General features: G+C 56.3%; 22 protein-coding genes. 8 read left to right on the top strand and 14 right to left on the bottom strand.

Going from position 1 to position 25,813, the window contains the following annotated elements:
* Nucleotides 1–13: 13 nt before the first annotated feature.
* The 8 genes from FDZ78_RS06540 (at nucleotide 14) to FDZ78_RS06505 (ending at nucleotide 8,241) form a co-directional block, all read left to right on the top strand.
* Nucleotides 14–952: a hypothetical protein gene (locus FDZ78_RS06540; RefSeq protein WP_136408264.1), complete on the top strand. Its 939-nt coding sequence runs from the start codon at nucleotides 14–16 to the stop codon at nucleotides 950–952.
* A gap of 66 nt (nucleotides 953–1,018) precedes the next feature.
* Nucleotides 1,019–2,509, top strand: coding sequence for a hypothetical protein (locus FDZ78_RS06535; protein ID WP_136408263.1), 1,491 nt, complete (start codon nucleotides 1,019–1,021; stop codon nucleotides 2,507–2,509).
* Nucleotides 2,510–2,868: 359 nt separating this feature from the next.
* Nucleotides 2,869–4,284: a hypothetical protein gene (locus FDZ78_RS06530; RefSeq protein ID WP_124075652.1), complete on the top strand. Its 1,416-nt coding sequence runs from the start codon at nucleotides 2,869–2,871 to the stop codon at nucleotides 4,282–4,284.
* Nucleotides 4,281–4,943 (top strand): ATP-binding cassette domain-containing protein, encoded by a 663-nt coding sequence (locus FDZ78_RS06525; protein ID WP_370291793.1) that lies wholly within the window; start codon nucleotides 4,281–4,283, stop codon nucleotides 4,941–4,943. The genes FDZ78_RS06530 and FDZ78_RS06525 overlap by 4 nt, the downstream gene beginning before the upstream one ends.
* A gap of 56 nt (nucleotides 4,944–4,999) precedes the next feature.
* On the top strand, nucleotides 5,000–6,211 hold the full coding sequence (locus tag FDZ78_RS06520; RefSeq protein WP_136408262.1) for an ABC transporter permease: 1,212 nt from the start codon (nucleotides 5,000–5,002) through the stop codon (nucleotides 6,209–6,211).
* A gap of 178 nt (nucleotides 6,212–6,389) precedes the next feature.
* On the top strand, nucleotides 6,390–7,070 hold the full coding sequence (locus tag FDZ78_RS06515) for a phosphatidylserine decarboxylase family protein (RefSeq protein ID WP_107032090.1): 681 nt from the start codon (nucleotides 6,390–6,392) through the stop codon (nucleotides 7,068–7,070).
* 32 nt (nucleotides 7,071–7,102) lie between these two features.
* Nucleotides 7,103–7,828: a CDP-diacylglycerol--serine O-phosphatidyltransferase gene (gene pssA, locus FDZ78_RS06510; protein WP_123398460.1), complete on the top strand. Its 726-nt coding sequence runs from the start codon at nucleotides 7,103–7,105 to the stop codon at nucleotides 7,826–7,828.
* A 50-nt stretch (nucleotides 7,829–7,878) separates the two neighbouring features.
* Entirely contained in the window at nucleotides 7,879–8,241 is a 363-nt protein-coding gene (locus FDZ78_RS06505) for a DUF4834 family protein (protein WP_123398461.1), read from the top strand.
* 180 nt (nucleotides 8,242–8,421) lie between these two features.
* On the opposite strand, the gene FDZ78_RS06500 is transcribed toward FDZ78_RS06505, so the two are convergent.
* The 14 genes from FDZ78_RS06500 to FDZ78_RS06435 all read right to left on the bottom strand — a co-directional run bounded on the left by FDZ78_RS06500 (nucleotide 8,422) and on the right by FDZ78_RS06435 (nucleotide 25,784).
* Nucleotides 8,422–10,305, bottom strand: a complete 1,884-nt coding sequence (locus FDZ78_RS06500; protein ID WP_124075653.1) for a hypothetical protein — start codon at nucleotides 10,303–10,305, stop codon at nucleotides 8,422–8,424.
* 4 nt (nucleotides 10,306–10,309) lie between these two features.
* Nucleotides 10,310–11,974, bottom strand: a complete 1,665-nt coding sequence (locus FDZ78_RS06495; protein ID WP_370291791.1) for a polysaccharide biosynthesis protein — start codon at nucleotides 11,972–11,974, stop codon at nucleotides 10,310–10,312.
* A 58-nt stretch (nucleotides 11,975–12,032) separates the two neighbouring features.
* Complete coding sequence (locus FDZ78_RS06490) at nucleotides 12,033–13,193, bottom strand: DegT/DnrJ/EryC1/StrS aminotransferase family protein (RefSeq protein ID WP_124075654.1); 1,161 nt, start codon at nucleotides 13,191–13,193, stop codon at nucleotides 12,033–12,035.
* Entirely contained in the window at nucleotides 13,183–13,863 is a 681-nt protein-coding gene (locus FDZ78_RS06485) for a sugar transferase (protein ID WP_107032807.1), read from the bottom strand. The genes FDZ78_RS06490 and FDZ78_RS06485 overlap by 11 nt, the downstream gene beginning before the upstream one ends.
* Nucleotides 13,864–14,091: 228 nt before the next feature.
* Entirely contained in the window at nucleotides 14,092–14,691 is a 600-nt protein-coding gene (locus tag FDZ78_RS06480; RefSeq protein WP_107032806.1) for a GNAT family N-acetyltransferase, read from the bottom strand.
* Nucleotides 14,688–15,818, bottom strand: coding sequence for a glycosyltransferase family 4 protein (locus FDZ78_RS06475; protein WP_136408261.1), 1,131 nt, complete (start codon nucleotides 15,816–15,818; stop codon nucleotides 14,688–14,690). The genes FDZ78_RS06480 and FDZ78_RS06475 overlap by 4 nt, the downstream gene beginning before the upstream one ends.
* A gap of 16 nt (nucleotides 15,819–15,834) precedes the next feature.
* A complete protein-coding gene (locus tag FDZ78_RS06470) occupies nucleotides 15,835–16,761 on the bottom strand; it encodes a DUF5683 domain-containing protein (RefSeq protein ID WP_124075656.1) in 927 nt (308 codons plus the stop codon).
* Nucleotides 16,762–17,055: 294 nt separating this feature from the next.
* Nucleotides 17,056–18,144, bottom strand: a complete 1,089-nt coding sequence (locus FDZ78_RS06465) for a glycosyltransferase (RefSeq protein WP_124075657.1) — start codon at nucleotides 18,142–18,144, stop codon at nucleotides 17,056–17,058.
* 19 nt (nucleotides 18,145–18,163) lie between these two features.
* Nucleotides 18,164–19,069 carry a glycosyltransferase family A protein gene (locus FDZ78_RS06460; RefSeq protein WP_107032802.1) on the bottom strand — a complete coding sequence of 302 codons (906 nt, stop codon included), beginning with the start codon at nucleotides 19,067–19,069 and terminating at the stop codon, nucleotides 18,164–18,166.
* Nucleotides 19,063–20,169 carry an EpsG family protein gene (locus FDZ78_RS06455; protein ID WP_136408260.1) on the bottom strand — a complete coding sequence of 369 codons (1,107 nt, stop codon included), beginning with the start codon at nucleotides 20,167–20,169 and terminating at the stop codon, nucleotides 19,063–19,065. The genes FDZ78_RS06460 and FDZ78_RS06455 overlap by 7 nt, the downstream gene beginning before the upstream one ends.
* A 2-nt stretch (nucleotides 20,170–20,171) precedes the next feature.
* A complete protein-coding gene (locus FDZ78_RS06450; protein WP_136408259.1) occupies nucleotides 20,172–20,909 on the bottom strand; it encodes a glycosyltransferase family 32 protein in 738 nt (245 codons plus the stop codon).
* A gap of 12 nt (nucleotides 20,910–20,921) precedes the next feature.
* Entirely contained in the window at nucleotides 20,922–22,115 is a 1,194-nt protein-coding gene (locus tag FDZ78_RS06445; RefSeq protein WP_136408258.1) for a glycosyltransferase, read from the bottom strand.
* A gap of 45 nt (nucleotides 22,116–22,160) precedes the next feature.
* Entirely contained in the window at nucleotides 22,161–23,333 is a 1,173-nt protein-coding gene (locus FDZ78_RS06440) for a glycosyltransferase (protein WP_123398470.1), read from the bottom strand.
* Nucleotides 23,334–23,339: 6 nt separating this feature from the next.
* Nucleotides 23,340–25,784, bottom strand: coding sequence for a polysaccharide biosynthesis tyrosine autokinase (locus tag FDZ78_RS06435; RefSeq protein WP_136408257.1), 2,445 nt, complete (start codon nucleotides 25,782–25,784; stop codon nucleotides 23,340–23,342).
* Between the last annotated feature and the right edge of the window lie 29 nt (nucleotides 25,785–25,813).

Genomic DNA, 25,813 nt, shown 5'->3' with positions numbered 1-25,813 from the left:
CTTAAACAAAAATATGAAACTCAGACAGATATTGCTTGGCGCGGCCATAGCCGCAATGCCGGTGGCAGCAGCGGCAGCCGATTGCGAGATCGGTATGGGCATCGCGCCCATAATGGAAGGTGACCAGGTGCCGGCGGCTGTGGCCCGTCAGCTTGAAGCCAAGCTGAAAACGGTGCTGACCCATGTAGGAGTTGCGGCAGGTGACTATGACTGCCAGTTCTTTCTGACCGGACGCTTCGACGAGGCTTTCAGCCAGGAAGCCGGCGGAGTGGGCGGACGTGTGCTTGTGAAGACCAATCTTCAGCTTGCCATCTGCGACGGTGAAAACAGAAAGGTGTTCGCCACCGCCACATTCCCGCTCAAAGGCGTAGGAGCCTCTGACCAGCAGGCGCTCACTCGCGCACTCGGAAGCCTAAATGCCCGGAATCCGTCATTTATCAACTTCGTGGAAGACGGCAAGGCCAAGATAGTGGACTATTTCGACAAAAACTATCCCACCTACATGGCCAAGGCTCAGAAGGCTTTGAAAGCCCGTGACTATGACGAGGCTCTCTATTGGTCAACGTCGATTCCGGAATGCTGTGCCGGCTACGCACAGGCCGCTGAATTGGCCAGCAGTATCTATCAGGACAAGATCGACTATGACGGCGCCATGCTCCTCGCACAGGCCGAAGGCGAATGGGCTTCAGATCCATCGGCTGAAGGCGGACGCGCGGCCTACGGCTATCTTAGCCGGATTGATCCCTCGGCTGCATGCTATGCCAAAGCCAAGGCTCTCGGAAAGAAGATAAGCGCATCGGTCAGGGAGGATTATGTTTTCGAGACCAAGGAGAAATACCGCAATGCGGTCGAACTTGAAAAGCAGCGCATCGACGCTGCCCGCCAGGTGGCTGTGGCCTGGGCTCAGAACCAGCCCAAGACAGTGGTCAAAAACAACTGGATTGCCTGGTGACCTGTCGCCGGATGATGTAAAAACACGCACTTAATATATTATACAACATATAAAAATCAGAAACAGATGAAAATCAACAGACTTATCTTGGCAAGTTGCTTTGTGGCTATGTTGGGAACACACGGAATCATGAAAGGCGAAGACGTGAAATTCATGCGCAGTTCAATCTACACGGTACTCGTTAATTCCAATGACCAGAACCAGCGTCTCGACAGAGAGGCTATCGAAACCGACTCGGCCGGTTATGCCCTGACTCTTCAGGAATCAGGCCTTTCGAGCCTCGGCGGTGTGCCCCAGATGGTGTTCCCTTCGATCGCTATTCCCGAACAGTTCAATGACCACAATCTCCAGTGGCGTATCATCGACTTTGATGCGCTGACTGCCGATATGACCGATGAAGAAGCCAAGTCCGCTCGCCCCAAAAGCGGCGGTGCCGGCAAGTTCATGAAAGGCCTCGGCGGATCTCTGCTTGCAGGTGCTTCCGGAAAGCAGGAATCTTCGCTTGTCAGAGTGGAAAAGGTGGATGACTACATGCATGCGGCTGTCAACAAGTTCCTTGCCGACAACAAGGTGGCAGACTACATGGTGGCCAAGTGGTATGGCTATAATCCTGAAGGCAAACCCCAGTTCAACACCGGACTCATTCAGGAGCGCGGACTGGAAAACGCTTCTGCCGCAGAGCTGTCAAAGGCAAATGCCAATGCCGAATTCAAGGCAATGCTTTCTTCACAGGGCTTCGAACTGCTCAACAACACCTTTGTCGTGGCAACCAACCTGCGTTTCCGCAACAACAAGGCTGTAGCCCAGGAAATCTCTGACATGGTGGGCGGCGTTGCTGCTGTGGCCGCACAGAATGCCGGCGCTCTCGGCAGCCTTGCGGCTTTCGGCGCCAAGAAAGGAACCGAAGCGGCCATCAACGGTCTCATGAAGGATATGTATTCCGTGACCGCCGTCACCAACCTTTATAAACTCGACTGGAACGATGATATCGACATGGCTCTGAGCGACAAGGTGCTTTATAACGAAAACGCTACTCTTCAGGACCTTCTTGACGCCGGCCTCTGCAAGCTGTCATATGTCGGACAGACCAAGGCCCGTTCAGGCGTTAAGAAAGATAAAACCAAGACTCTTGACCAGCTCGCCGCTTCGGCAACAGCCCGTGCGATTGATATGGCCCTCGCCAAACTGCAGGTTGAGAATGAAGTGTTCCGCACCACGGTGCCTATTTCAAAATCGGCTGATGGTTTTCTCTACGCAAAGATCGGATCGAAGGAAGGTGTGAATGAAGGAGACGAATATGAAGTGCTCGAACAGCAGCTCGACGAGAAGACCAACAAGATGATCTATAAGAAAGTAGCTTCTGCAAAGGTCGAGAAAAACGGTGTGTGGTTCAACACCACCGGTGCCGATGAAATCATAGCAAATGCCGAAGGTGCTGAGGCTGAGGCCATGAAGGCTGCTCAGGAACTTGGCTATACCAAGCTGAAAGTAGGCAAGAAAAACGATTTCTCAGGCTACTACCTTCGCCTTTCAAAGAAAAAAGGAAAAATCGAATAATGAATTCTGATTTTATTTACAATCTCTGTTTGCATGTGGCAGAAGATGCGATTTTGTAAAAAATCTTGAAACACACAGAAAACATGCCTCTGGAAGCCGTTGCGGATAGTCTGCAACGGCTTCTTCTGTTTACTGGCGCTCCGGCTCTTATCGCCGGGCAGTCTGCTGCCTGTGGCAGTTATGGTCTTCTGAACTCAGAACCAATGATTTTTGAGCACTGAACGTTACAATGTCAGGGCTAATCATTATCTTTGTGCTTGGAAAATCTCTTCATCATTTTGAAAAATTGTATAACATACCATCAGAGGGCCCTACAAATATAGTTCCTCTGATGAACAACTCCTGCAATATTTATGAATATGAAATTTTTTAGGGCGGCTGCTGTGAGGTCGTTTCTGATGCCTTTGGTGGCTGTGGTTATTCTTGGGGTCGCGGTGGCGTCGTGTTCGAAAGACGAGGCGCTGTTTGACGCGATTCCGGCTGAGGTCGACAATGTAGGGTTCGTGCGTCTGAAAAGTGTGCTCAGCCAGTCCGGATTCAAATTCGGACCTAATGGAGTCACTACCGATGGTCTCGCTGCTCCGGAAGGCCGCTTCCGGGATCTTGTGGACCTTGCCGATGTCATGGACCGCTCCGGGGTCTGCGATATCGACCGCATGGCCTGGGCAAGGGATCGCGACGGAGTCATCTATGTGACGGCTCTGGTCAGCGACTGCGACAAGTTTGCCGAGGCTACTTCCGGAGAGATCGGATGGACTGAGGCCAAAGACGGTTTCCGGCAGGGCCAGTGGGGCGGTTTCACGGCTCTTACAGGCGACGACCGCTTCTGGCTGACCGATGCAAAAGATGCCGTCAAGGCTGTCAGAGAGCTGCAGAAGAAAGCCGGGAAGTCTCCGCTGACGGCTCTTTCCGGAATCTGCGGGATGCTTGAAGGCCAGGGGCTGCTCAACATGGCTCTCAGCTGTGATGCCGCAGCAAAGGGCGGCAAGAAGGACGATGGCGCTCAGGCGGCTCAGGAAAGCCTATGGGCCACTATCAGTTGCGATATCAAGGACAATAAACTCGTAGCCGGAAGCGTGGTCATGCAGGCCGATGGCACCACCGTGGCCGCAGACGGACTCCAGCCTGTCAATAAGGCTGTGCTCTCATATATTCCGGATTCGTTCAGCTTCGCCTTTGCCGTAGGGCTGACACCGGATTTCGACTGGAGTGTACTGACTCAGGCTGTCAGCGCCTTCGGAGGCTTCCAGGCACGCGGCATGATGGCTGTGGTCACTCCCTATCTGCAGTCGATCAACGGCACTGTAATGCTTGCCGCCGGTCCGGCCAATGATCAGGCCTACAGTGAGATCGACCCCGGCAACTGGCACTTCATACTGATGGCCCACATGCCTCAGCAGAAAATCACCGAGATCATGAACATGGTGCGGAACTCTATGTTTGTGGCAGGAATGAGTCCGCGCATGACCGACCAGGGGCTTTTGATCGTGCCGCAATACGGCATGAATCTCTATCTCGGCAATGTCGATGGCTATTTCGCCGTTAGCAACATGCCTTTCGACAATACACGTCAGAACAGTCTCGCGCCGCTCTTCTCCGGCAAGGACGGAGCCGTTATGCTTGAACTGCCATCGCTGCGCAGCCTCAGTCCGGCGGCTCCCGCTTTCGGTTTCAGACTTACCGGCCAGACCGGTCAGGGCAGCACCACGGCCGAACTGGCTCTCACGGGCACAACGCAGCCCATCCTCCAGGCCATACTTTCAGCATTGCTATGATAGAGAACATTGAGTTGAATAGAGTGCTGCCGCAGGTGTTCCGCGGCAGCGAGAAAGAGGCTCCGGTCAAGGATTCGGAGCTCTGGCTCAGAGAAAGTGTGGTTTTCAGCCGCGGACACAACTATATCATCGAGGCCGAGAGCGGCACGGGCAAATCGTCGCTCTGCGCCTTCATCTACGGAAGCCGCCGCGACTATGAGGGCCGTATTCTCTTCGACGGGCAGGATGCGGCAGCCCTGAGCATCGACCGCTGGTGTGAGCTGCGACGCCGCTCTCTAGCCTATCTGCCCCAGGAGATGCGCCTGTTCCCTGAGCTGACCGTGATGGAAAACGTGATGATAAAAAACCGGTTGACCGATTTCCGCAGCGGTGACGAAATCCGCCGTATGCTTTCGCGCCTTGAGATCGAGGGTAAAGCCGGCGAAAGAGCCGGACGCCTTTCAGTAGGGCAGCAGCAGCGGGCGGCCATCATCCGCGCTCTCTGTCAGCCGTTTGATTTTATTCTTATCGACGAGCCGGTGAGCCATCTCGATGCCCGCAACAATCAGGCCGTGGCCTCTCTCATAGCCGAGGAAGCCGGACGGCAGGGTGCGGCTGTAATCGCCACCTCGGTCGGCAACAAGATCCGCCTCGAAGAGTTTGAGCTGATGAGGCTCTGATATGCACCCTCTTAATCTGTCCGGCGGCTTTGCCTAGACAAATACAACTTCTGAAAATGTCAAACAATACAGTCTGGCGCCTCCTGCGCCACAATATAAGCGCCGGTCAGATAGCCGGCTATGCACTGGCCAGTTTCGTGGGCCTTTCCATAGTGCTTACCGCCATTCAGTTTTACCGAGATGTCAGCTCGGTCTGGAATGACGATGACTCGTTCATCTCCAAAGACTACCTGATCCTATCTAAGCGGGTGGAGGGAGTCAGCGGTCTCTTCGGCCGGTCATCCGCCTCGGCCGGTGACACCCGTTTCAGTGAACAAGATATCGCCGACATAGCCTCGCGGCCCTGGGTCCGCAAGGTTGGCCGCTTCAGCTCGGCCTCGTTCAATGTCTATGCCAAAGTGGAACTCGGCGGCAGCTCGATGGGGTCGGCGCTCTTTCTCGAATCCATCCCTGACGAATTTTTCGATGTCACCCCCAAAGAATGGACCTATGAGCCGGGCCGTTCGTCATATGTGCCCGTGATTCTCTCCAAAGACTATCTCTCGCTCTACAATTTCGGCTTCGCCACCTCGCGCGGCATGCCGCAGGTTTCAGAAGAAGTGATCGGCATGGTGCCTCTGAAACTCTCGCTCAGCGGCAACGGCCGTCAGGAGTGGGTCGACGCCCGCATTGTAGGCTTTTCCTCGCGTCTCAACACCATAGCTGTGCCTGAGGAGTTCATGCAGTGGGCCAATAAAGAATTCTCCGAAACTCCGGCTGAAGCGCCGTCGCGACTGATAGTGATGCTCGACCGTCCCGGCGATCCGCAGGTGGAAAGCTACCTTGAGGAACACGGCTATGAAACGGCCGGCGACCGTGCCGACAACGGCAAGGCCGCATTTTTCCTCTCGGTCGTGACCACGGTGGTCATCGGCGTGGGGCTGATCATCAGCATCCTCGCGTTCTTCATCCTCATGCTCAGCATCTACCTCCTGCTGCAGAAAAACCGCACCAAGATCCATGATCTCATGCAGCTCGGCTACTCACCGGCCCAGGTGTCGCGCCACTACCATCTGATAGTCATCGCCGTCAATGCCGGAGTGCTTTTAACCGCAATGGCAGTAATGCTTGCCGCCTCCGCCTGGTGGAGTGCCCCGCTCCGCGCGCTTGGAAGCGAACCGGAGTCGGCATGGCTTACCGTCGGCACAGGCATCGGCCTGATGCTCCTGATAACCCTCGGCAACCTCGCGGCCATCACCCGCACCATCCGCCGCAGTTTCTACGCCTGAGTCGGACGCCTTTTTAAACACCCTCTTAATTATGGCGAATTCGCCATAATTAGAAATCAGGCGGACGGAAATTTTTAACAGTCGGTTTTGATAAATGGAAAAGTTTGCATAACTTTGCAAATTAAGAGAACGCAACGGGCTGTCAGCCCCTCTGATACTACCCCTATCCTCGAATCTAATGAAAGTCAAGATCCACAGCGAAGGAATCAATATACTGATAGTTGTCATGCTGATAATGATTGTGATCAATCTGTCGGCATGGATGTTCATCCGTCCCGCTGCGATCCCAACTACTTTCACTGTCATCTCCGCGATCTTCTATCTGCTCGTAGTCAACTTTTTCCGCTCGCCGAAACGTGCCTTTCACGGCGACCGCCACAATGTGGTGGTAAGCTCGGTTGACGGTACCGTCGTGGCGCTTGAGGAAGTATTCGAGCCGGAGGTGCTGCGCCGCCGTGTCAGAATGCTATCGGTATTCATGTCGGTGTTCAACGTACATGCCAACTGGTTTCCGGTTGACGGCGAGGTGCTGATGGTGCGCCACCACAGCGGCCGTTTCCTCAGTGCCTATCTCCCGAAAGCGAGCATCGAAAACGAACGGTCGACAGTGCTTATCCGCGCCACCAATGGCCAGGAAGTGCTCATGAGGCAGATTGCCGGAGCCGTTGCCCGCCGGATTGTCACCTATGCCGAACCGGGCGACATCGCCGACATCAAAGACCACATGGGCTTCATCAAATTCGGATCGCGTGTCGACATCTATCTCCCGCTTGATGCCGAAGTCTTCGTCAAGATCGGCGATAAGACCACGGGCGGTGTCTCGGTAGTGGCCCGTCTGCGCGAACATCCTGATGACTAATAAGGTTATCATATAAAACACAGTATCATCAATTGAAATCAATCCGCACTTATATTCCGAATACAATCACCTGCCTCAACCTCCTCTCAGGATGTACGGCGGTGTTTTTAGCTTTTAATCTCGACCTGCCCACCGCAGGGCTGAGCGCATTGCAGTGGGCTTTCGTGTGCATTGGCGCCGCCGCCGCCTTCGACTTCTGGGACGGCATGTCGGCCCGCCTTCTTCACGCCTATTCGCCCATTGGCAAGGAACTTGATTCGCTGAGCGACCTTGTCAGCTTCGGCCTCGCTCCGGCATTCCTCGTGATGAACACCATGCTTCGGGCCGGCAGTCCGCTCTGGGTGAGCGCATTCGCGCTGCTTATAGCCGTGATGGGTGCCCTGCGTCTTGCCAAATTCAACGTCGACACCCGTCAGACAACCTCGTTCATCGGTCTGCCTATTCCGGCCAACGCCATCTTCTGGGTGGGTGCACTCGCCTGGATCACCGATCACGCCTATCCCGGCGATGCGGTGATGGCAGTGCTCATTGCAGTGGTTTCGCTGCTTATGGTGAGCGAAATAAAGATGTTTTCACTCAAATTCGCCAACCTTTCGCTGCGCGAGAATGTTAGACGTTATGTGATCATGGCGGCCACAGTGCTTTTCGTCATCACCGACGGCGTTTCGGGCTTTGCCTGGACAATTGTGCTCTACATTCTGATCTCGCTTCTTGGCAAGCGCACAGATCCTGACGCATCCGAGGCGGATGAGAAGTAACCGTAGACCTCCCCACGGTCAGCATTCAGCAAAACCTTCATCTTTCTGACATGTTAACTTTCTTTGGAACAATACTTATACTCTATCTGGTGTGGCTTATCGTCAAGCCGCTCCTGCTGAGCTATGCCCGGCGGAAATATACCCAGAAGGTCAACGATATGTTTAACCAGGCCTTCGGAGGCGGAACAGGATTCAGTCCCGGAGCATCGCCTTTCGGGCAGCAGCGCAGGCAGCAGCATAAGCCAAGGGGGCGCAAAAAGATATTCAGCCGCGACGAAGGCGAGTATGTGGACTTCGAAGAGATTGAAGTTAAAACCGAATTCTCGGCCTCGGAGACCAATGAAAAACAAGGCTCCTCATACACTCCCCGCGAACCACAGGTAAGCGACGCCGACTGGGAGGAAATCCGCTGAACGGCCACAGCGCGCAGATTGCCTACAGAAATGTCAGATATGTGGTATCCGATGACATATTGACTATATATCATCAGATAAATGTAATTATAGTATCTCTAAGACTGCATAATAGAAAACTCCGGATGGAAGCTTCCGTCCGGAGTTTTTTTCTATTGTTTTTATGTGCGGGGAAATATGTTATTTCTGCGGGAGGATGTACTGCAGGTGCACCTTCACGCAGCGGTTCATCTTGGCATCAATGCCACGGGTAGAAGGATCGTCCACACGGCCTATGCCGCGCACTGAGTTCTTGAACGAGTTGACACGGTAGGTCTTGGAGTCTACACCGTCAAATTTGCCTGACTCGCGGAGCCAGTTGAGCACCGTGGTGGCGCGGTTGTCCGAGAGGGTTGTGTTACGGTCGAGACCCACCTGCTTGGCGTCAGGACCGGTGAAGTTGTCCTGGCTTGTGGCGAGACCTTCCACCAGAATGCCTGTGATCACACCGTTTTCAATAATGTGGCGGATGTCATCGACAGTCTCCTGATCGGCATGCTTGGCTATATGGCCCTGGTTTGACTTCACGGCCGCATAGATGTCGGCAAGACTGACGAGATATTCGCCGCGGTCTATGTCGAAGTATTCACGGATGGTTTCAAGACCCTTGTGGGCGTTGAGGCCGAAGGTCTGGGTCTCATAGTAGTTGTCTTCGCTCAGAAGCTTCTGAGAGCGGGTGGCATCGTCGATACGGTAGTGCCAGAGGTGCTGGTCGCCATATATCGGGGCGTAGTAGAAGCCTGCGCTCTGGCGGAAGTCAGACATGTCGGAAGGAGCGAGGCTCAGAGAGATCGGACCTTCGCCCATTTCATATCCGCGGGGCACTGAGGTGATGGCGAAGTCGCGGTCAGCCGGTTCGGTGGGCAGGTCTTCGGTGGGCAGACCCTTGAGAGTGCGTCCGGCCACGAGGCGCGAGGCCACATCACCGTTGTCCTCGAAGCGGCGCTGGGTGTAGATACCCCCTGTCAGGTAGTCAATGGCGTTGACAGGACTTGAGGCTATGGTCGGGGCATCGTTACGTCCGGAATAGTTGTTGGGATAGAACACGTAGAATGTGATTTCGGTGAACTTGGCGGGATCGCCCTCCTTGACGCGTACTTCGCGGATCTGACGTTCGCGGTAGTCGCGGGTGTAGGTGTGGGTAGCGCCCATGCGCCAGCTGCGGGCACGTTTTGAGCCGAGATAGAATGTGAAGCCGAGATCGGCGCCGAGATTCGAGTCCCACTTGTTGGCCGCATGATTTGCCTGGCCGTATTCGAGGTCGAAGTTGGTCTGATAGAGAAGAGCGCGGAGCTTGAAGTCGAGCGAGAAACGCTTCGAGCGGGTGAAGAAGCGGCTGTATTGCAGCTCCAGATGTGCGCTGAGCTCGTTGTCTGATCCGTGGCTGTGGCCATAGCCCATGTGGTGCACACCGCCGATACCGGCGTTGAGCATGAACTGGTTCATGAGTTTGGGGCTGTCAGCTCCTTCATAGCCCTGGATAAGGCGCGAGAGGTTGAAGATGACACTTGCGCCGATATCCCACCAGCGGGTTCTCATCTTGCGGTAGGGTGTTCCGTCAGGAGCCTGCATGATACCCCCGTAGCCATAGTGGCCGGTGAGGTATTCGGTGTAGCCCTTGGAGTCGGAGCGGATGAATTCCAATTTCACGCCTACGCCCGGAGTGAACCATTTTCCAACGCCGATACCGAAGTCAGGCGAGATGGTGCCGCCGAACTTTCCGCGTCCGGAGTAGTCGCCGCGGAATGTGTGGGCTCCGGCTGTGGCGAATACAAACCAGTTTTTGCCGAACTTGTTTGTAACCACTCCGAATGGCTGGTTTGTTTCCTTGACAACCTCGGTGCGGGTAGGCAAGTCGGTGTCAGTAGTGTCTGAATAGACTGTCCGGTAGTCTTTGTACTGCCGGTCAAAGTCCTCGTATGACGAGGGAGCCTGCGCGGCGGCTGTGAAGGCCGGACACAGAGCTGCCAGTGACAGCGCGGGATAGAGCAAACGCTTTAAAGTCTTGAGCTTGAGAAGGTACATAGCTTTATGCGATAGGTTGGATTTCAGGTTTGTTATGATATATATCGGTTGTTGTCGGGCTTACTTCGAGCGAAGGTTGCGGTCCCGAAGGTGAGGGATCGAGGGCGGAGTAGGGTGAGTTGTTTGAGATATACTCCGGCACCATGCGTTTCATGGACCTCACGGTGGCGATGGCGTTGAATGTGTGGGCCGTGGCGAGAAGTTCGTTGACCTGGGCTGACACTCGGCGTTTGTCGCTTGGCTCGACCTTTGCAATCTTGATTTTTGGATGCGACGACGGTATCACCTGTTCTTTTTCAGTGAGGAGTTCCTCATAGAGCTTTTCGCCGGGGCGCAGTCCGCAGTATTCTATCTTTACATCAAAACGGCCGCTGAGGGCTATCATACGGCGGACGAGTTCTACGATCTTGACCGGTTTGCCCATGTCGAAGGCGAATATTTCGCCGCCTTTGCCGAGGATAGCGGCTTCGAGCACGAGCGCGCAGGCTTCGGGTATGAGCATGAAGTAGCGGATTATGTCTGGGTGGGTCACCATTACCGGACCTCCGCGGCGTATCTGGCTGCGGAAGGTCGGTATTACCGAGCCTTGTGAGCCGAGCACGTTACCGAAGCGGGTGGTGATGAAGCGGCAGCCGTCGGGGCGGTTGCTTGAAAGACTCTGGCAGTACATCTCGCAGATACGTTTCGTGCAGCCCATCACATTGGTCGGGTTGACGGCCTTGTCGGTGCTGACGAGTATGAATTTCTCCACCTTGTAGCTCACGGCAAGGTCGGCTATGAGACGGGTGCCCCCTACGTTGTTGGTCACACTTTCAACCGGATTCTCCTCTATGAGGGGCACATGCTTGTAAGCTGCGGCGTGGAATACGATTTCAGGGCTTTCCGAGGCGAAAATGCGCTCCATGCGCGGGCCGTTGCAGATGTCGGCTACTATGTAGACGCAGTCTGTTTTGGGATACAGACGCTCCAGTTCGAGCCGCAGGTTATGGAGCGGCGACTCGGCCTGGTCTATAAGAATGAGTCTCTGCGGGCGGAGCGATGCTAGCTGCAGGGCAAGTTCGCTGCCTATGCTTCCGGCTGCGCCGGTGACGAGAATGCGGCGCCCTGAAAGTTTGGCGCGGATTTCGTCCATGTCAACTTCTATAGGGTTGCGGTCAAGCAGATCGGCCATTTCGAGGTCGATGAGCTGGCGCTCACTGTAGCCATAGGCTCCGCCGCTGGTGGTGTAGCGCAGATAGAGGTCATAGAGAGTCTTGACTCCGACTCGCATTCCGCAGATGGTGGTGACTGCAAGAAGCGAGAGCAGAATTAGGTCGCGCAGGCGGATGGCAAAGAGCACATTGTCGGCGTGGAGGAATATGCGCAGCAGCATGATGACTGTTACGGCAAACGCAAGAGCCATGCAGACGCGGACAAGGTCGGGGAAAGAGGTGCGGCGGAAGATGTTGCGGTAGGTCCCGCACAGGAGGAAACCGGCGGCAAAGGGGCTGAGATAGATCAGCATGGTCTGAAGTATAAGGCCGAGATTGCTGACGGTGTTGGCCAGTCCGTGGTTCACCACACATGCCACAAGTCCCGATAGATAGACCATCGAGCAGTCGAGAAGCAGCACAATCCATCTCGACAGATTGTGGCGCGCAAATTCTCTTGTCAGCAGTGTCCGGTTCACGGTGGTGTGTGTTGTTATGTGGTGTTGCCTGGTGTGAGTCTTGTTAGGTGCGGAAGGGTCAGCCGTTGATGCAGTTTCTGATTTCGTTCACGATCATTCTGACATCGTCTTCGCTGACGCAGGGGCCGGAGGGGAGGCAGAGGCCGCGGCCGAAGAGGGCTTCGCTGACGCCGTTGACATAGGCCGGGGCCTGGGCGAATACCGGCTGCAGGTGCATCGGCTTCCAGAGCGGGCGGGTCTCCACGTTGATGGCGGCAAGGTGCAGGCGCAGGTCCTCCGGGGTCTTGCCGGTCACCTGAGGGTCGATCTCGATGGTGCTCAGCCAGTAGTTGCTGTCACTTTCGGCTGACGGATTGGCGTGGTAGCTGATGCCGTCAATTTCGGCGAACAGTTCCTGATAGAGAGCTGCCAGACGGCGGTGATGGGCTATGTGCTCGTCGAGAATCGTCATCTGCCCGCGACCTATTCCGGCTGAAATGTTGCTCAGCCGGTAGTTGTAGCCTATATGCTCATGCTGGTAGTAGGGGAATGGCTCGCGGGCCTGGGTGGCGAAAAAGAGTGCGCGTTTCTTGCTCTCGGCATCGGGGCACACAAGTGCTCCGCCACCTGAGGTGGTGATCATTTTGTTGCCGTTGAAACTCAGTATGCCGAAGTGGCCAAGAGTTCCGCACATGCGGCCCTGATATTTCGATCCGAGGGCTTCGGCGGCATCTTCCACAACGGGTATGCCCCATTTGTCGGCCACGGCGCAGATGCGGTCCATCTGCGCGGGCATTCCGTAGAGATGCACGGCAATGATGGCTTTCGGCTTGCGTCCGGTTTTTTCGATGCGGTCGGCAATGGCAGCGTCGAGCAGGTCGGGATCCATGTTCCATGATCCGGCCTCGCTGTCGACAAACACCGGTTTGGCTCCCTGGTAGACCACGGGATTGGCCGAGGCAGCAAACGTGAAGCTCTGGCAGATCACTTCATCATCCTGGCCCACACCGAGAAGCACAAGGGCAAGATGGATGGCGGCTGTGCCTGCCGAGAGGGCGGCTATTTCTTTTCCTTCTGACCGGGGATCTCCGTCAGTAAGGAACTTTTTGAGATCTTCTTCAAAACCGTCCACATTCGGGCCGAGGGGTACAACCCAACTGTCGGCGAAAGCTTCATCGATAAAGCGCTGTTCGGCTCCGCTCATATGGGCGAGGCAAAGATGTATTTTCTTAGTTTGCATATATGTTGACTGATTGTGTGGTCGGGGTGTTCAGTTCGCTTCCGGGCATGATTGCATGGAATTCAGAGGGGAGAAGGCGGCTTTGGAGCGAGGGGAGAGCGGTGGAGAGTATCATCCGCAGGTCAAGTCCGAACGAGCGGCTATCAAGATAGAGCAGGTTCAGACGCACCTTGTCAGGGTAGATCACGCTGTCGTTGTATGTCTGCGGATCTTCCTGAGAGGCGAGTATTTCTTCTTCATATCGGTAGCGGAGAGTCGCGGCTCCGGTGATGCCGGGTTTGAGACTGAGTATGCGTCTGCAGTCTCCTTCGAGGCAGTCGGCATAGCCGGGCACGTCGGGTCTTGGGCCCACGAAACTCATGTCGCCCTTGATTACATTCCACAGTTCCGGCAGTTCGTCGATCTTCCACCGGCGCAGCACGGCTCCGAGAGGAGTGATGCGGCTTTCGCCGGCCACGCTGACCGAAGAGCCTCCGTGAGCCGGACGCATGGTGCGGAATTTGACCAGCGTGAACAGTCTGCCGTCCTTGCCTACGCGCTTCTGCCGGAAGATGGCCGGAGCGCCGGGCATGACGATCGCTATCGCTATCCATGTCAGCAAAATGACAGGGATGGCTACAGCAAGGCCGATAAAGCCTGCAAAGCGGTCAAAGATTTCTTTTGTCAGCAAGGTTAAATTAACTGTGTTTTTTAAAGAAGAATCGCGTTTACTATCAATAAGACAGGGATGAATCAAGGCGTTATATAAGAATCAGTTGAATGCCGGATTGTTAAAGCAGTAGAAGATAATTCATCCGAGTTCGCAAAAATACTAAATTCCAAAAATCTCACAAAGAGATTTAACATAAAAATGGCTCATGTGAAAAAAATGGATAAAATTGTGCCTTTGATGCCGTGTTTATGCTTTGTGTTTTTTCGGTTGGCAGCGGATGAGGAGGTAGGAGCCGGGGAGGCGGTCGGCTATGGTGGTGTGGCAGCCGCGGGTGCAGGATGTCAGTGAGGGGTGGTTGTGTTCGGATATGGTGGCAAACATGGCGAGGCCTGCGGCTGTGGCTATGCGGGCTCCGAGATCCCACATGGCGGTGCCGATGCCACGGCCCTGCGCCGAGGGGCTGACCACGAGCCCGTGGAAGCAGCGTCCGCTGGCGAAACAGCGCAGAAAGTGGTAGCCTACAAGTGTGTCTCCCTGTCTGACTCCGAGCATGACGAACGATCCGCTGCGGTGAAGTCTGCGCAGGGCGGGCAGCGTGAAGGCATGGGGGTTGAAGTAGGCCACGCTGTCCTCCGGGAGTGTCATCAGAAAGCGGTGAAGATCAGTCAGATCTGTTTCCTGCAGGGGCGAGAAGCGGAATCCGGCGAGTGAGACGGACGAGGCTTTCTCAGTGGCTATCATGCCGAGACGGGGGTAGCGCAGGCGCATGGCTTTGCCGTTGGCCCACTCTACGGCGCGCCAGATGGCCGGGAAGCGGTGTTTTATGCTGATAAGGAAGCCTGTCATTGTGCTGTCGGGATAATGGTCCGGTAAAATTCTTTCAGGCAGGATCTGACATATGGCTGCGAAAATTTAAGCTCTACGTTTTTACGCGCCCGCAGCCCCATTTCGTGGCAGAGAGCCGGGTCGGATATGAGTTTCAGAATTGCCTCGCGCAGAGGAGCCACGGTCCGTGGTTCCACAATCAGTCCGTTCACACAGTCGGTTATTATCTCCCGCGAGCCGTTGATGTCAGTGACAACCGATGGGCGGCACATCGCTCCGGCTTCAAGCACGGTGTTGGGGAAGCCCTCGCGGTAGCTTGGGAGAATGAAGATGTCGGCGGCACGCATCCAGGGGCGTATGTCGGCTGTCCATCCGTCGGAAAGGTGGATGTTGCTCATGTCGGCGGGCAGTAGTGGAGAGTCTTTGAAGTCACCTGCCAAAAGCAGGTGGGTGTCCTTGCGGCCGAGGGTGCGGAATGCTTTGGTCAGCTCGGCTATGCCTTTGTCGCGGTCGGCACGTCCGGCATAGAGTAGCACTTTGTCGCCGGGCCGGATTCCGAACCTACGTCTGAGCTCTGCGGCTTGAGCGTCAATGGATTCCGATGGCCTGTAATGGTCAAGGTCCACTCCGCGGACATTGCCGTGGCCGAGAACGCGCAGGGGCTTTCGGGTGATGCCTCCGGCAATAAGATCGTTTCTGACTCCCTCGCCTTCAGGGATGATGTGAGTGGCGCAGGCGCATGTCAGGCGGTCGGTCAGACGCAGTATCTGTTTTTTGAGCCCGGTTGCAGTAGGGAAGAGCAGTCCGGTGAATGTGTGGACCCGCAGGGGCACTCCGGCAATCCGTGCGGCCATCATGCCGAGCAGGCCGGCCTTGGGTGTCATTGTGTGGACCATCTGCGGACGTTCGCGCCTGAACTCTCTGACCAGCCTGATCAGGGAGCGGAGATCTGCCAGAGGGGCTATCTCGCGCTTCATCTCCACGCCTATGGTGCGCACTCCTTCGCGCTTTCCGAGGCTGTCGAGGTGGCTGTCAGGCGATGAAAGCGCCACCACCTCATAGTCAGCCGAAAGTTCCTGCAGCAGTCCGCGGCAGAAGGTGTCGAGCGAAAGCCCGATAGTGGCCATGCGTATGATCTTGACCGCCATCTGAACTATCAGTGTTTCAGAAAGTCAGCGACATGGTTACGGCCGGCGCGGGCGAGGCCATAGGGTCAGCCATCACGGAGGGCGATAAGGCCAGACGGGTGCCGGAAGCCTTGTTCACGACCACCTGGCGGGCGCCTTTCGAGAGGGCTGCGTCAAGAAGGTTGTAGACGTAGAGTCCGCATGCTCCCACTATTGCCACATCGCGCACCTGACGCCAGCTTTTCGACTTGCTGCGGTAGCTTGGGGCTACCGCATCGGAGGCGTTTTTGGCATCGTCGCTATAGTTGTGCTGGCGGATCTGCGAATAGATAGCCGCGCCGATAAACACTACCTCGCCGCCAATGATAACCCAGCCTTTTGCGTTGTGGCCCTTGTACATCTGGCCGAGGCCGGGGACGATCGAGAGGGCAAGCGCGCGGGTATTGTATTTGCGGGAGTATGAATAGTCGTCGAACTGCGGCACGGCTCCGTCAGCTGTTGACGAGATGGCGAAGAGCTGATATAGTGTATAGTCGAAGCTCATGTCAACGTTTTCATCGAAGCTCACATATTCGTCGACGAGCTTGGCATAGAAGGTCATTGGCGTCGGGGCGGAGAATGTCACCCGATATTCGGCCTGCACCGAGCGGTCACCTTCGGCATCATTGAGAGTGGCGGGCCTCGGTGATGATGCGGAAAGCAGCGTTACCTGCGCTGATGCGGAATCGGCCCCGAAGGTGTTTGCGAGATAGCCTACGAGCGGATTGAAGCGCTCTTTGCGCAAGAGGTCGATGTCACCGCCGAAAATTTCGAATTCGCGGAAGGTATATGAGTCGTTGCTGCGCTCTTTTTCAAGCGAGGCCACTCCTTTGGTGATCCAGCGTGGTTTGTCCTGCGCCGAGACTGAGGCGCATGTGGCGGAAAGGAGCACAAACAAAGCCAGCAAACGTGCAAAGGTTTTCATAAAGATTGATCGGTTAGAGTGTTGTATGAGAAGAATAGTCGAATGAATCAGCAATGTATGCAAAGCACAAAAGTACAGAAAAATTCGGATACAAAGTCAAAAATGTCAATAAAATTGAAAATGACAGCGGGGCGTTTCCTTCAGGGCGTTTGGTGATGTCCGTCAGGACACCGTTTTACTCGTAGCCCGTGACACCGCAGCGCACAGCGCAGAGGTGTCACGGGTTTGCAAACCGCCCTGCATGTGGTGTCCGTCAGGACACCGTTTTACCGCTCCGGATGTGGTGTCTTCGAATTATCGCACTATTTCGGGGGCCTGGAGGAGGCGGGTGTAGAGGTCGAGATAGGCTTGGGTGGTTGTGCGGATGTCGAAGCGGGCGGCGCGTTTGCGGCAGCGGTCGGCTGTCTGGCGGCGCAAGGCGGGGTCTTTAAGCAGGTCGGCGAGGATTGCGGCGAGAGCTTCGGCATCGCCTTCGGGGAAGAGAAGTGCGGCGCCTCCGCAGACTTCACGGACTCCGCTCACGTCAGAGGCCACAAGCGGTGTGCCTGAAGCCATTGCCTCGATGCTTGACAGTGACAGGCCTTCGTAGTGGGTCGACAGCAGGGCTATTCCGGCGGCTTGCAGTCTTTCGGCCACATTGCTGACCGGACCGAGAAATCTGACCCGCTTTTCAAGACCGAGTCTGCGGACCTCGGCTTCGATCTGCGGGCGTGTGGAGCCTTCTCCGGCAAATGAGAGAGTTGTTTCCGAGGGCAGGAGCGGGAGGGCGCGGAGTGCGGTCAGGTGGTCTTTCTGCGGGCGGAAAGCGGCCACCATCAGGATGTCGGTCTCATTGGAGGCGGCTGGTGTGCCGGAAGCTGCGGCAGAATATGTCGAAAGGTCAATCCCGTTTTCAATCACGCTTGTGCGGTCTGCGAATTCCGGCCCGAGATAGTTGAGCAGAGATGATGCCACAGCTTCGCTGCAGCAGGCTATGGCTTTGTAGCGGCGATAGAGCCGGATATCCAGAGGCCGCAGCAGTCGTAGGTGGCGTCGGCGGTTGTCGGTGTTGTGCTCGGTGGTTACGAGTGTGGTTCCGGCCGGAGCTGCGAGTGCGGTGAACAGCTGGGCCGATGTGTTGTGGGAATGGACAATGTTGACCCCCCCTATTGTTGATTTTAACTTATTGATATGCTGTGGGTTGTAGATGGATTTCAGCCCGTATCCGAAAATGTGGACAGTGATTCCGTGCTGCCTGACAGACTCCAGCAGATGGCCCGGAGTGCCGTCAAAGACAGCGAGTTCGACCTGATGACCCTGATCGCGCATCAGAGGCAGCATGTCGCATACCAGCTTTTCGGCCCCGCCGGTGCGCATGGAGGTTATTACGTGTAGGATTTTCATAGTGTCACATTTTATTGTGTCATGTGAATTGTTTTGCCTTGTGGCGTATGTAGCGGGAGAGGAGATAACCGGCCGGAGCAGCCAGAAGCGTCAGCAGTTTTTTAGGAGAGTCGGCGAGCCAGCGGCTGTCACGGGCAATGATGCAGCTCGACACGTAGTGGATGGCTACGCGAAAACGCCGGACCGCTGAGGTGTGGCGGAGCGTCATTTCGAGGCGGCGGAGTTTGGCGAAGCTGCGGGGCGAGTCGAGATACTGGAGGAAGATGCGTTCAGACATGCTGTCGATTCCGGTCTGATAGTCTACGTAGCAGAGGTTGCGGTTGATGACAAGCAGTGGCAGGCGGTCGCAGACCTGGAGGAGCATATAGACCGGATTGAAGTTTTTTTCGCCGGGGTAACCGATTTGCGGGGCCACTTCCTTCATCAGTTCGGTGCGCATCACCTGCTTCATGTCGCCGCGGTGTATGCCGCGTGTTTCCAGTTCGTTGAGCCAGCAACTGGCCATATCGTCGGGGAGTTTGCCGCCTATGGGAGTGTCGGAGTCGAGGTAGTAGTCGAGGCCTACGAGCCCGGCATATTTGGAGGAGCCTTCCGAATCCCATTTTTTCAGGATCAGCTCCACGGCATCGTCGGGCATGAAGTCGTCTGAATCGATGCAGACGCAGAGTTCGGAGTCGATGTTGGCATAGGCTGTATTGTAGCCGGTGTGGAGACCTCCGTTTTCCTTATATATATAGCGTATGGGGATGCGCTTTTCGCTGATGAAGCCCTCGACGAGCTGACGGGTGAAGTCAGTGGAGCCGTCATCGATCACGAGCCATTCGAAGCCCTCGCGCACGGTCTGTGTGCAGAGGCTTTCGTAGACGCGGCGCAGAGTGTGGGCGCGATTATATGTAGGTGTGAAGACTGTGAGTCGGGTTACCATATCAGTGAAAGGAAGATTACAGTGATGGATACATAGGCTATCAGCAGCATTCCGGCCACGAAGTTCTGGTCTTTCCATACCTTCATGTTGCAGAGTGGGTAGACGAATATCACCGGAATGAGAAACCAGGAGAGGTAGGCGAAACGGTTTGAGAAAGCCGCGCGGATCATCAGTACCCAGAAAGAGTTGGCCACGAGATAGGTTGTGGCCAGAGTGTTGAACCATCCGTCGCGCAGCCCCCGCCTGCAGATATAGAAGAAATATATGACGGGAATGGCGCTGTAGGCGAGGAAGTCCCAACGGAAGGAGCTTGTGGAGCCCCAGGTGCTGAGGTTTTCATCGGAGGTGTCGGTGTATTGGGCCAGACGGTCGTCAAAACCGATGTCGGCTATCAGTTCGGTCCAGTAGTTTCCGGCTATGAGTGACAGGAGGATGCAGGTGATCCAGCCATAGAGGGCGTAGCGCGGATTCTTGAGCACTGTCAGGGCGAGGATGGCGCCTCCGAGCGGAAGGGCGGAGCTGCGGTGGATGCTCAGGGCTATGAGTGAGAGGACTACCGCTGAGACATAACGCTCTTCGAGCATGTAGGCCATGATGAGAAGCACTATGCTGCAGGCCACACCGTTGCGCAGGCCGTTGGTGCCGAATGAGAAGAAGAAGAGGGCTCCGATGAGGAAGAGGGTGCCGAGCCAGGGGGAGGTGGGTACGAATTTTTTGACCGCGGCGAAAGATACGAGTATGTAGACCAGGTCAATCAGCATGAAGTAGACGTTGACCGAGAGTCCGGCCGTGCGGCAGAGGTAGGTGAAGATGTCCCAGAGCCATTCTGATGATATGCGGTAGTCATGCAGGTTGCCGGGCTCGATGGCGTTGTAGACCATCGCGTAGTTGACCGTATCGCCGAAGAGGAATGAAACCGGACGCAGGCCGATCCATATGGCCAGGATGAGGCAGAGGATCAGCGGACCGAGGGAATTGCCGCGGTTGTGCTCGCCGATGGCAAGAGTGTTGCCTCCGGAGATTATCAGCCACATGCCTGTGACGAGCGAGAGCAGGCTGATCAGGGTCAGATAGATCGGTTCGTATAGTGATGCTTCCAATGTCAGTTGCGGGTTATGAGTTTGCGGAGGCGGGTGAAGGTGGTGACTCCGAACAGGCGGTGGAGGAGGCGCGTCAGTCGGGTGCGCAACGGGCCGTAGTTGTCGCACCAGGTCTTGTCGTAGTGGTGTATGGAGCATGTGCATGGTGTCACGCGCAGGCGTCCGGTGGCATCGTCGAGGGGGTTGAAGAATTCGTTGGGGTAGACCGTTATGCCTTCTACGGTCTGGAGGCGGTCTTCTTCCCGGAGTCCTGCTTCAAGGAAGAGGCGGGTGACGTGGGCCACGACTGTGCCCGGCAGGGGTCGGCCCTCGCTGTCGAGATAGGTGAGAGTGGAGTAGAGGTCTATGATTTTTTTATAGAACGGATGTCCGGCGGGTGCGCCTATGCCGAGTCCGGAGGCCACTCCGATGCCGGTGTGGCTTTTTTCAAAGCCCATGAAGGCGCCGGCGGCTGTGATGTGGTCCATCGGGCGGATTACCTCCACATCGGTGTCGAAATAGATTCCTCCGTGGCGGTAGAGAATCAGGAAGCGGGCATAGTCGCTGACAAAGGCCCACTTGCCGGTGGATGCCGCCTGGCGGGTATAGGTGATGGCGTTGATGTCGAAATTGCTTTCGTCCCAGCGGCGGATTTCCCATCCGGGGAAGTTGCGGCGCCAGGAGTCGATGCAACGGAGAGCGCTCGGCGGCAATGGCTTGCCTCCGAACCAGCAGTAGTGGATTATGCGGGGTATTGACATCGGGCGGGTTGATCAGATGAGAGAGACGAGTTTGCTGGCTTCGGACCGGTCGGAGTAATCGGCGGAGGAGAGTTTGTGGGCTATTGTTTTGAGGCGGTCAGACGAGGCGGCGAGGCTGGCGAGTCCGGCAGCGAAGCCGCTGTTGTCAGAGGGGAGAATGAAGCCGTCTTTGCCGTCGCTGACCTGGGATGAGGCGGTGGGATAGGCGGCGATGACCACCGGCTTGCCGAGGAGCTGGGCTTCACGGACGGTGACGCAGCGGCCTTCATAGCGCGAGGGCTGCACGTAGATGTCGCAGCCGCTGATGTAGGGATAGGGGTTGGCGCGCTTGCCGAGTATGGTGACGCAGTCTTCCGTCCCGGTCTCTGCGATGCGGCGTCGAATCAGAGCCTCGTCGCTGCCGTAGCCTATCAGATACCAGTGGAAAGGGGCTGCATGGTGGTCGTCGCGCAGGCGGCGGGCTATGTCGGGGATGTTGTCGAAGTTCTTGGCATGGGTGAAGCGCCCCACGGAGAGCAGATTGAGGCGGCCGGGCTGCAGTTCGGGTGCCGAGCCTGACCCGGCTCTCCCGCGGATGAGGGTTTCGGGGAGTATGTTGGCTATCTCGGTGATTTTCGGGGCGAGAGAGGGGAAGACTTTTATGAAGCCACGGCTTACGTCAGGCGAGATGGAGACGATATGGTCATAGGCCTGCCAGACCGGAAGCTCGAAAGCAGGGTCGAGGGAGATGCGGGAGTAGTCCGTGTGGATCCAGCAGACTTTTTTGTGTGCCCTGACTTTTGAGAGCACAATGTCATGCGGGGTGAGGAAGGAGACAGCCAGATCATAGACACGGTCGGTGACCGGGGGAAGGGCTGGGGTGACGCAGCGGCCTATGTAGGAGAAAATGGCCGTGTGGTCGCTTCCGGCTGTGGTTTTGCCGCGGCGCATGACGGCGAGGGCTTTCGCGTGCAGGCGTCCGAGTCCCACGCGGATGTGGCCGTGGAGAAAGGCGTCTTTCAGCGGTGATTCGATGTGGGCGTAGGCCGGGATTTCGGGCAGTATGCAGACTTCCGGCGGCACCAAGGGGAGCATTTCGCCCCGGCGTGCGTAGAGGAAGAGGTCGACCGACACTTCGGAATAGTCAAGGGCATGCAGCAGGCCGATGAGAGCGTTTTCGGCGCCCCCGATTTCGAGATAGTGCATTGCGATGAAGATTCGTTTCATGGGTTATGTCGGGCGGGGAGATGCGGTCAGCAGGCAGTTTTTGTGTCAGTCAAGAAGTTCAAGCACGAGGCGGAGGCTTTCGGAGGTGTCATCGGAGTCAGAGGCGGCTATCTGGGACGATATTTTTTCTCTGAGCTGAGGTGAGGCCAGCCGGGTGACGGCATCGGCAAGCGACTCGGCGGTCATTGATGCAATAAGTCCGTCGCGGCCGTGGTCAATGAGTTCCGGCGCTACCTTGAAGTCAGTGACTATGACTGGGCGGCAGAAGGCTTTGGCTTCGCAGACGGCTATTCCGTAGCCTTCGGAGCGTGAGGGCTGTATATAGATGTCGCAAGAGCGCATCCAGGGATATGGGTTGTCGATCGGGCCGAGCAGTGTGACATGTTCTTCCAGAGAGTGTCGGGAGATGAGCCGGCGGATCTCCTCGCGCATTGGACCGTCGCCTATGATGTCCCAGCGGAATGAAAATCCACGGTCACGCAGCAGTGCGGCGGTGGCTATGAGCAGGTCATAGCCTTTGACGGGGGCGAGCCGCCCCACTGTGAGCAGGCGCAGTGGGCCGGAGTGCTGTCCGGGCGCGCTGTCATCACCGCCGGCAAGACGGCGCAGCAGTGCGGAGGAGACAATGTCGCGTATGGGGAGCAGTTGCTCCGGCCGGAAGTGCCAGGCATCGAGCAGCAGATCGCGCAAGCGTGCGGAGGCTGTCACTACCTTGTTATATAGGTGGTAGAAGCGGAGGTTGAAAGCCTCGCTGTAGTTGTCGCGTACGATGTCGGCGTTGATCCAGGCAATTTTCCGCGCGGCTTTCACCTTTTCAGCCACAAAGTAAGTAGGGAAGCCCTGATGGTAGGCTATGGCCACATCATATGATTCGGCCGGCGCGGGAGCCAGACATCCCATCTCTGTCCAGTAAAGCTCCACGGGATTGCTCCTGAGGTTCCTTTGCCGGGCCATGCGGGAGATGAGGGCGTGGCGCAGATGATGGAAGCGGAAGCGGAGCCGCGATTTCAGGTCATCGGCGCAGAGCGGAATCTCGCTGAGCCTGACATCCGGCGGAAGATATTTTTCAAGCGGGCCACCGCCGGAGGCGAGCATCACGCTGATGTCAAACTTCTCAGCCGGAAGGAGGCCGAGAAGGGTGCAGAGACTGCGTTCGGCCCCTCCGATATTGAAGGAGTCGATCACAAACAGTATTTTTCTGCGTCCGGAGCCGTTCATTGGTGATCAGGATCTTTTTTCGGATTCCTCGGCTGAATCTGTGTACTCGCCGTAGTGGCCGTAGTGGTAGCCGTAGCGCTGATAGCCGTAGCGGCTGCCTCCGTAGTGCGAGAACTCGCTGCGGGTGCCGTTGAGGATCACGGAGATGTTCGGGTAGCGGCGCTCCTGATACCAGTTTTCGATGTCGGCGAGGAAAGAGCGGTCCATGAGGTGGGCGCGGATTATGAAGAGAGTCATCTCGGCATAGCGGGAGATGATGGCGGCGTCGGCCACGATCTCAACCGGCGGACAGTCGAGTATCACGTAGTCATAGTTTTCTTTCAGCTCCTCCATCATGCGGGCAAAGCGCGGATGGAAGAAAAGTTCCGTAGGGTTGGGCGGAATTGTGCCTACGGGGAGCACATCGAGCTCTCCAAGGCGCACTATCACGTCATGATAGTCGGCCACCTGTCCGCTGAGGTAGTTTGACACACCCAGGGCTGGATTGTCTACATAGGCCGAGAGCGAAGCGCGGCGCAGGTCGAGGTCAACGGCTATTACTTTCTTTCCCTTGATGGCGAGAGCTGTCGACAGGTTGGCGCAGGTGAAGGTCTTGCCGCTGCCGGGATTCATTGACGAGAGCATCACCACATGGTGGCCGCCGTCAAAGCCGAGGATGAATTCCAGATTGGTGCGCACCACGCGGAAGGCTTCGTTCATGATGCTCCGGCTGCCTGATTTGACCACCACACGGTTGTCTGAAACCTCGCGGGCCACACGGCGCTTGCCTTTGCGGTGGGTGGCCAGAGGAATTTCACCGACGAATGGCGCATGGAGGTCCTGGAGGTCTTTGCGGCCACGCACGGCGGTGTTGAACGACTCGATGAGCATTATGATGCCGGCCGGAACAAACAGACCTGCTACCAGGGCGAAGGTCATGATCCGGGAGGGAATCGGGGTGACGGGCACCGGTGATGCCGTAGGATGTTCGATCAGGCGGGTATTGTAGGCGGTGAAGGCCTGCGAAAGTTCATTTTCCTCGCGCTTCTGGAGCAGGAAGAGGTAGAGCGACTCCTTGACCTTCTGCTGGCGTTCGACCGAGAGAAGATACTTGGCCTGCTGCGGATTGGCCGCGATTTTCGACACAGCCTGCGACTGGGCCGATGAAATGGCTCTTTTCTGGGTGGAGAGCATGGTCAGCTCATTGTCGAGCGATCCGAGGATGCTGCCCTTCATTGTCGACAGCTTCTGGTCTATGTCCATGACGAGCGGATTCTGTTCGGAGGAGATTGACAGGTGGTTGTTGCGCTGGAGCAGGAGCTGGTTGTAGGCCTGGATCTGGGCCTCGATGCTGGGATTGTCTATGCCGGAGTTGGCCGGAAGCTGTTCTTTCTCGTGCATTCCGTCAGTCAGGTAGTTGCGGAGATATTTGGTCATGTAGACGCGGTTGTCAAGTTCGCGTCCGGCTTCCTGCGATGAGTTCATCTGCGAGAGCGCTATGCCGCCCATCGCACTGACATCGGTGACAAGGTTGCGCGATTTGTAGTCTGAGATGTCGCTGTCCACGTTGCCGAGTTCGCTTTCGATGATCGACAGGCGTTCCTTGATGAACTCCGTGGTGCTTGCCGTCACCTGGTTGCGGTCTTTGATCCAGTTTTCATTGTAGACGGCCACGAGGGTCGAGAGGATGTCTTCGGCGCGTGTGCGCGACTGGTCGCTGTAGGTGATGTCGATTATTGACGCGCGGTTGTTGCGCTGACGTGCGTCGACCGATGATCTGATCTGGGCCGATGCGGTGCTGAACGGGATGCGGCTTATTGTCAGTTCGTCCTGAAATCCCTCGCGGTAGTAGGGCGAAGGCTTGACGGTCATGATGCCGAGCGGAGTCTTCACCGGCTTGCCCATGCTGAAGGTCAGAGAGCCGTCAAGAGCTTTGTCATTGAGCACCATAGAAGAGATTCTTATGGTACTGTCTTTGCGCAGCTGGAGGCTGAAGCTTGCGCTTTCGGCCTGTCCGAGGTCGGGCAGTTCGACGGTAACGGGCAGTTCCACACCGTAGGCCACGGTCTTGTGGAAAGTTCCGGGATGGTAGTACTCGGTGTTGAGCTGCAGGCGGCGGGTTATCTCATCGGCCACCGAGCCGGTGAGCATCGACATTATTTCGTTTGTTATATTTACTTTCTGGGTTTTGATTCCGAGGTCGAGCAGCATATCTTCCGATCCGGAGTTCTTTTCATCGCTTTTGACGAGTATGGCGGCAGAGGCTGTGTAGACTTTGGGGGTGATCTGCAGGTAATAGTATGCCGCTCCGAAGGCCACGGCCAGGGAGAGGACAAACCATTTCCAGTGGCCGAGCATCAGAAAGATTATGTCTTTTATCTTGGCGAAGCCTTCAGCATTCTGCCGGAACGATGCGGCCTGTGCGGCAGTTTCGGTCCCTGTGGCGGGTGATTGGTTGAGATTTCGTTGCATCAGTCGAGAAGAATTGGCGTTAGGAGGTT

This window comes from Duncaniella sp. B8, assembly GCF_005304985.1.
GTDB classification, from domain to species: Bacteria; Bacteroidota; Bacteroidia; order Bacteroidales; family Muribaculaceae; genus Duncaniella; species Duncaniella muris.
The sequence above is the reverse complement of the archived record's forward strand: the minus strand, read 5'-3'. Positions and strand labels throughout refer to the sequence as shown.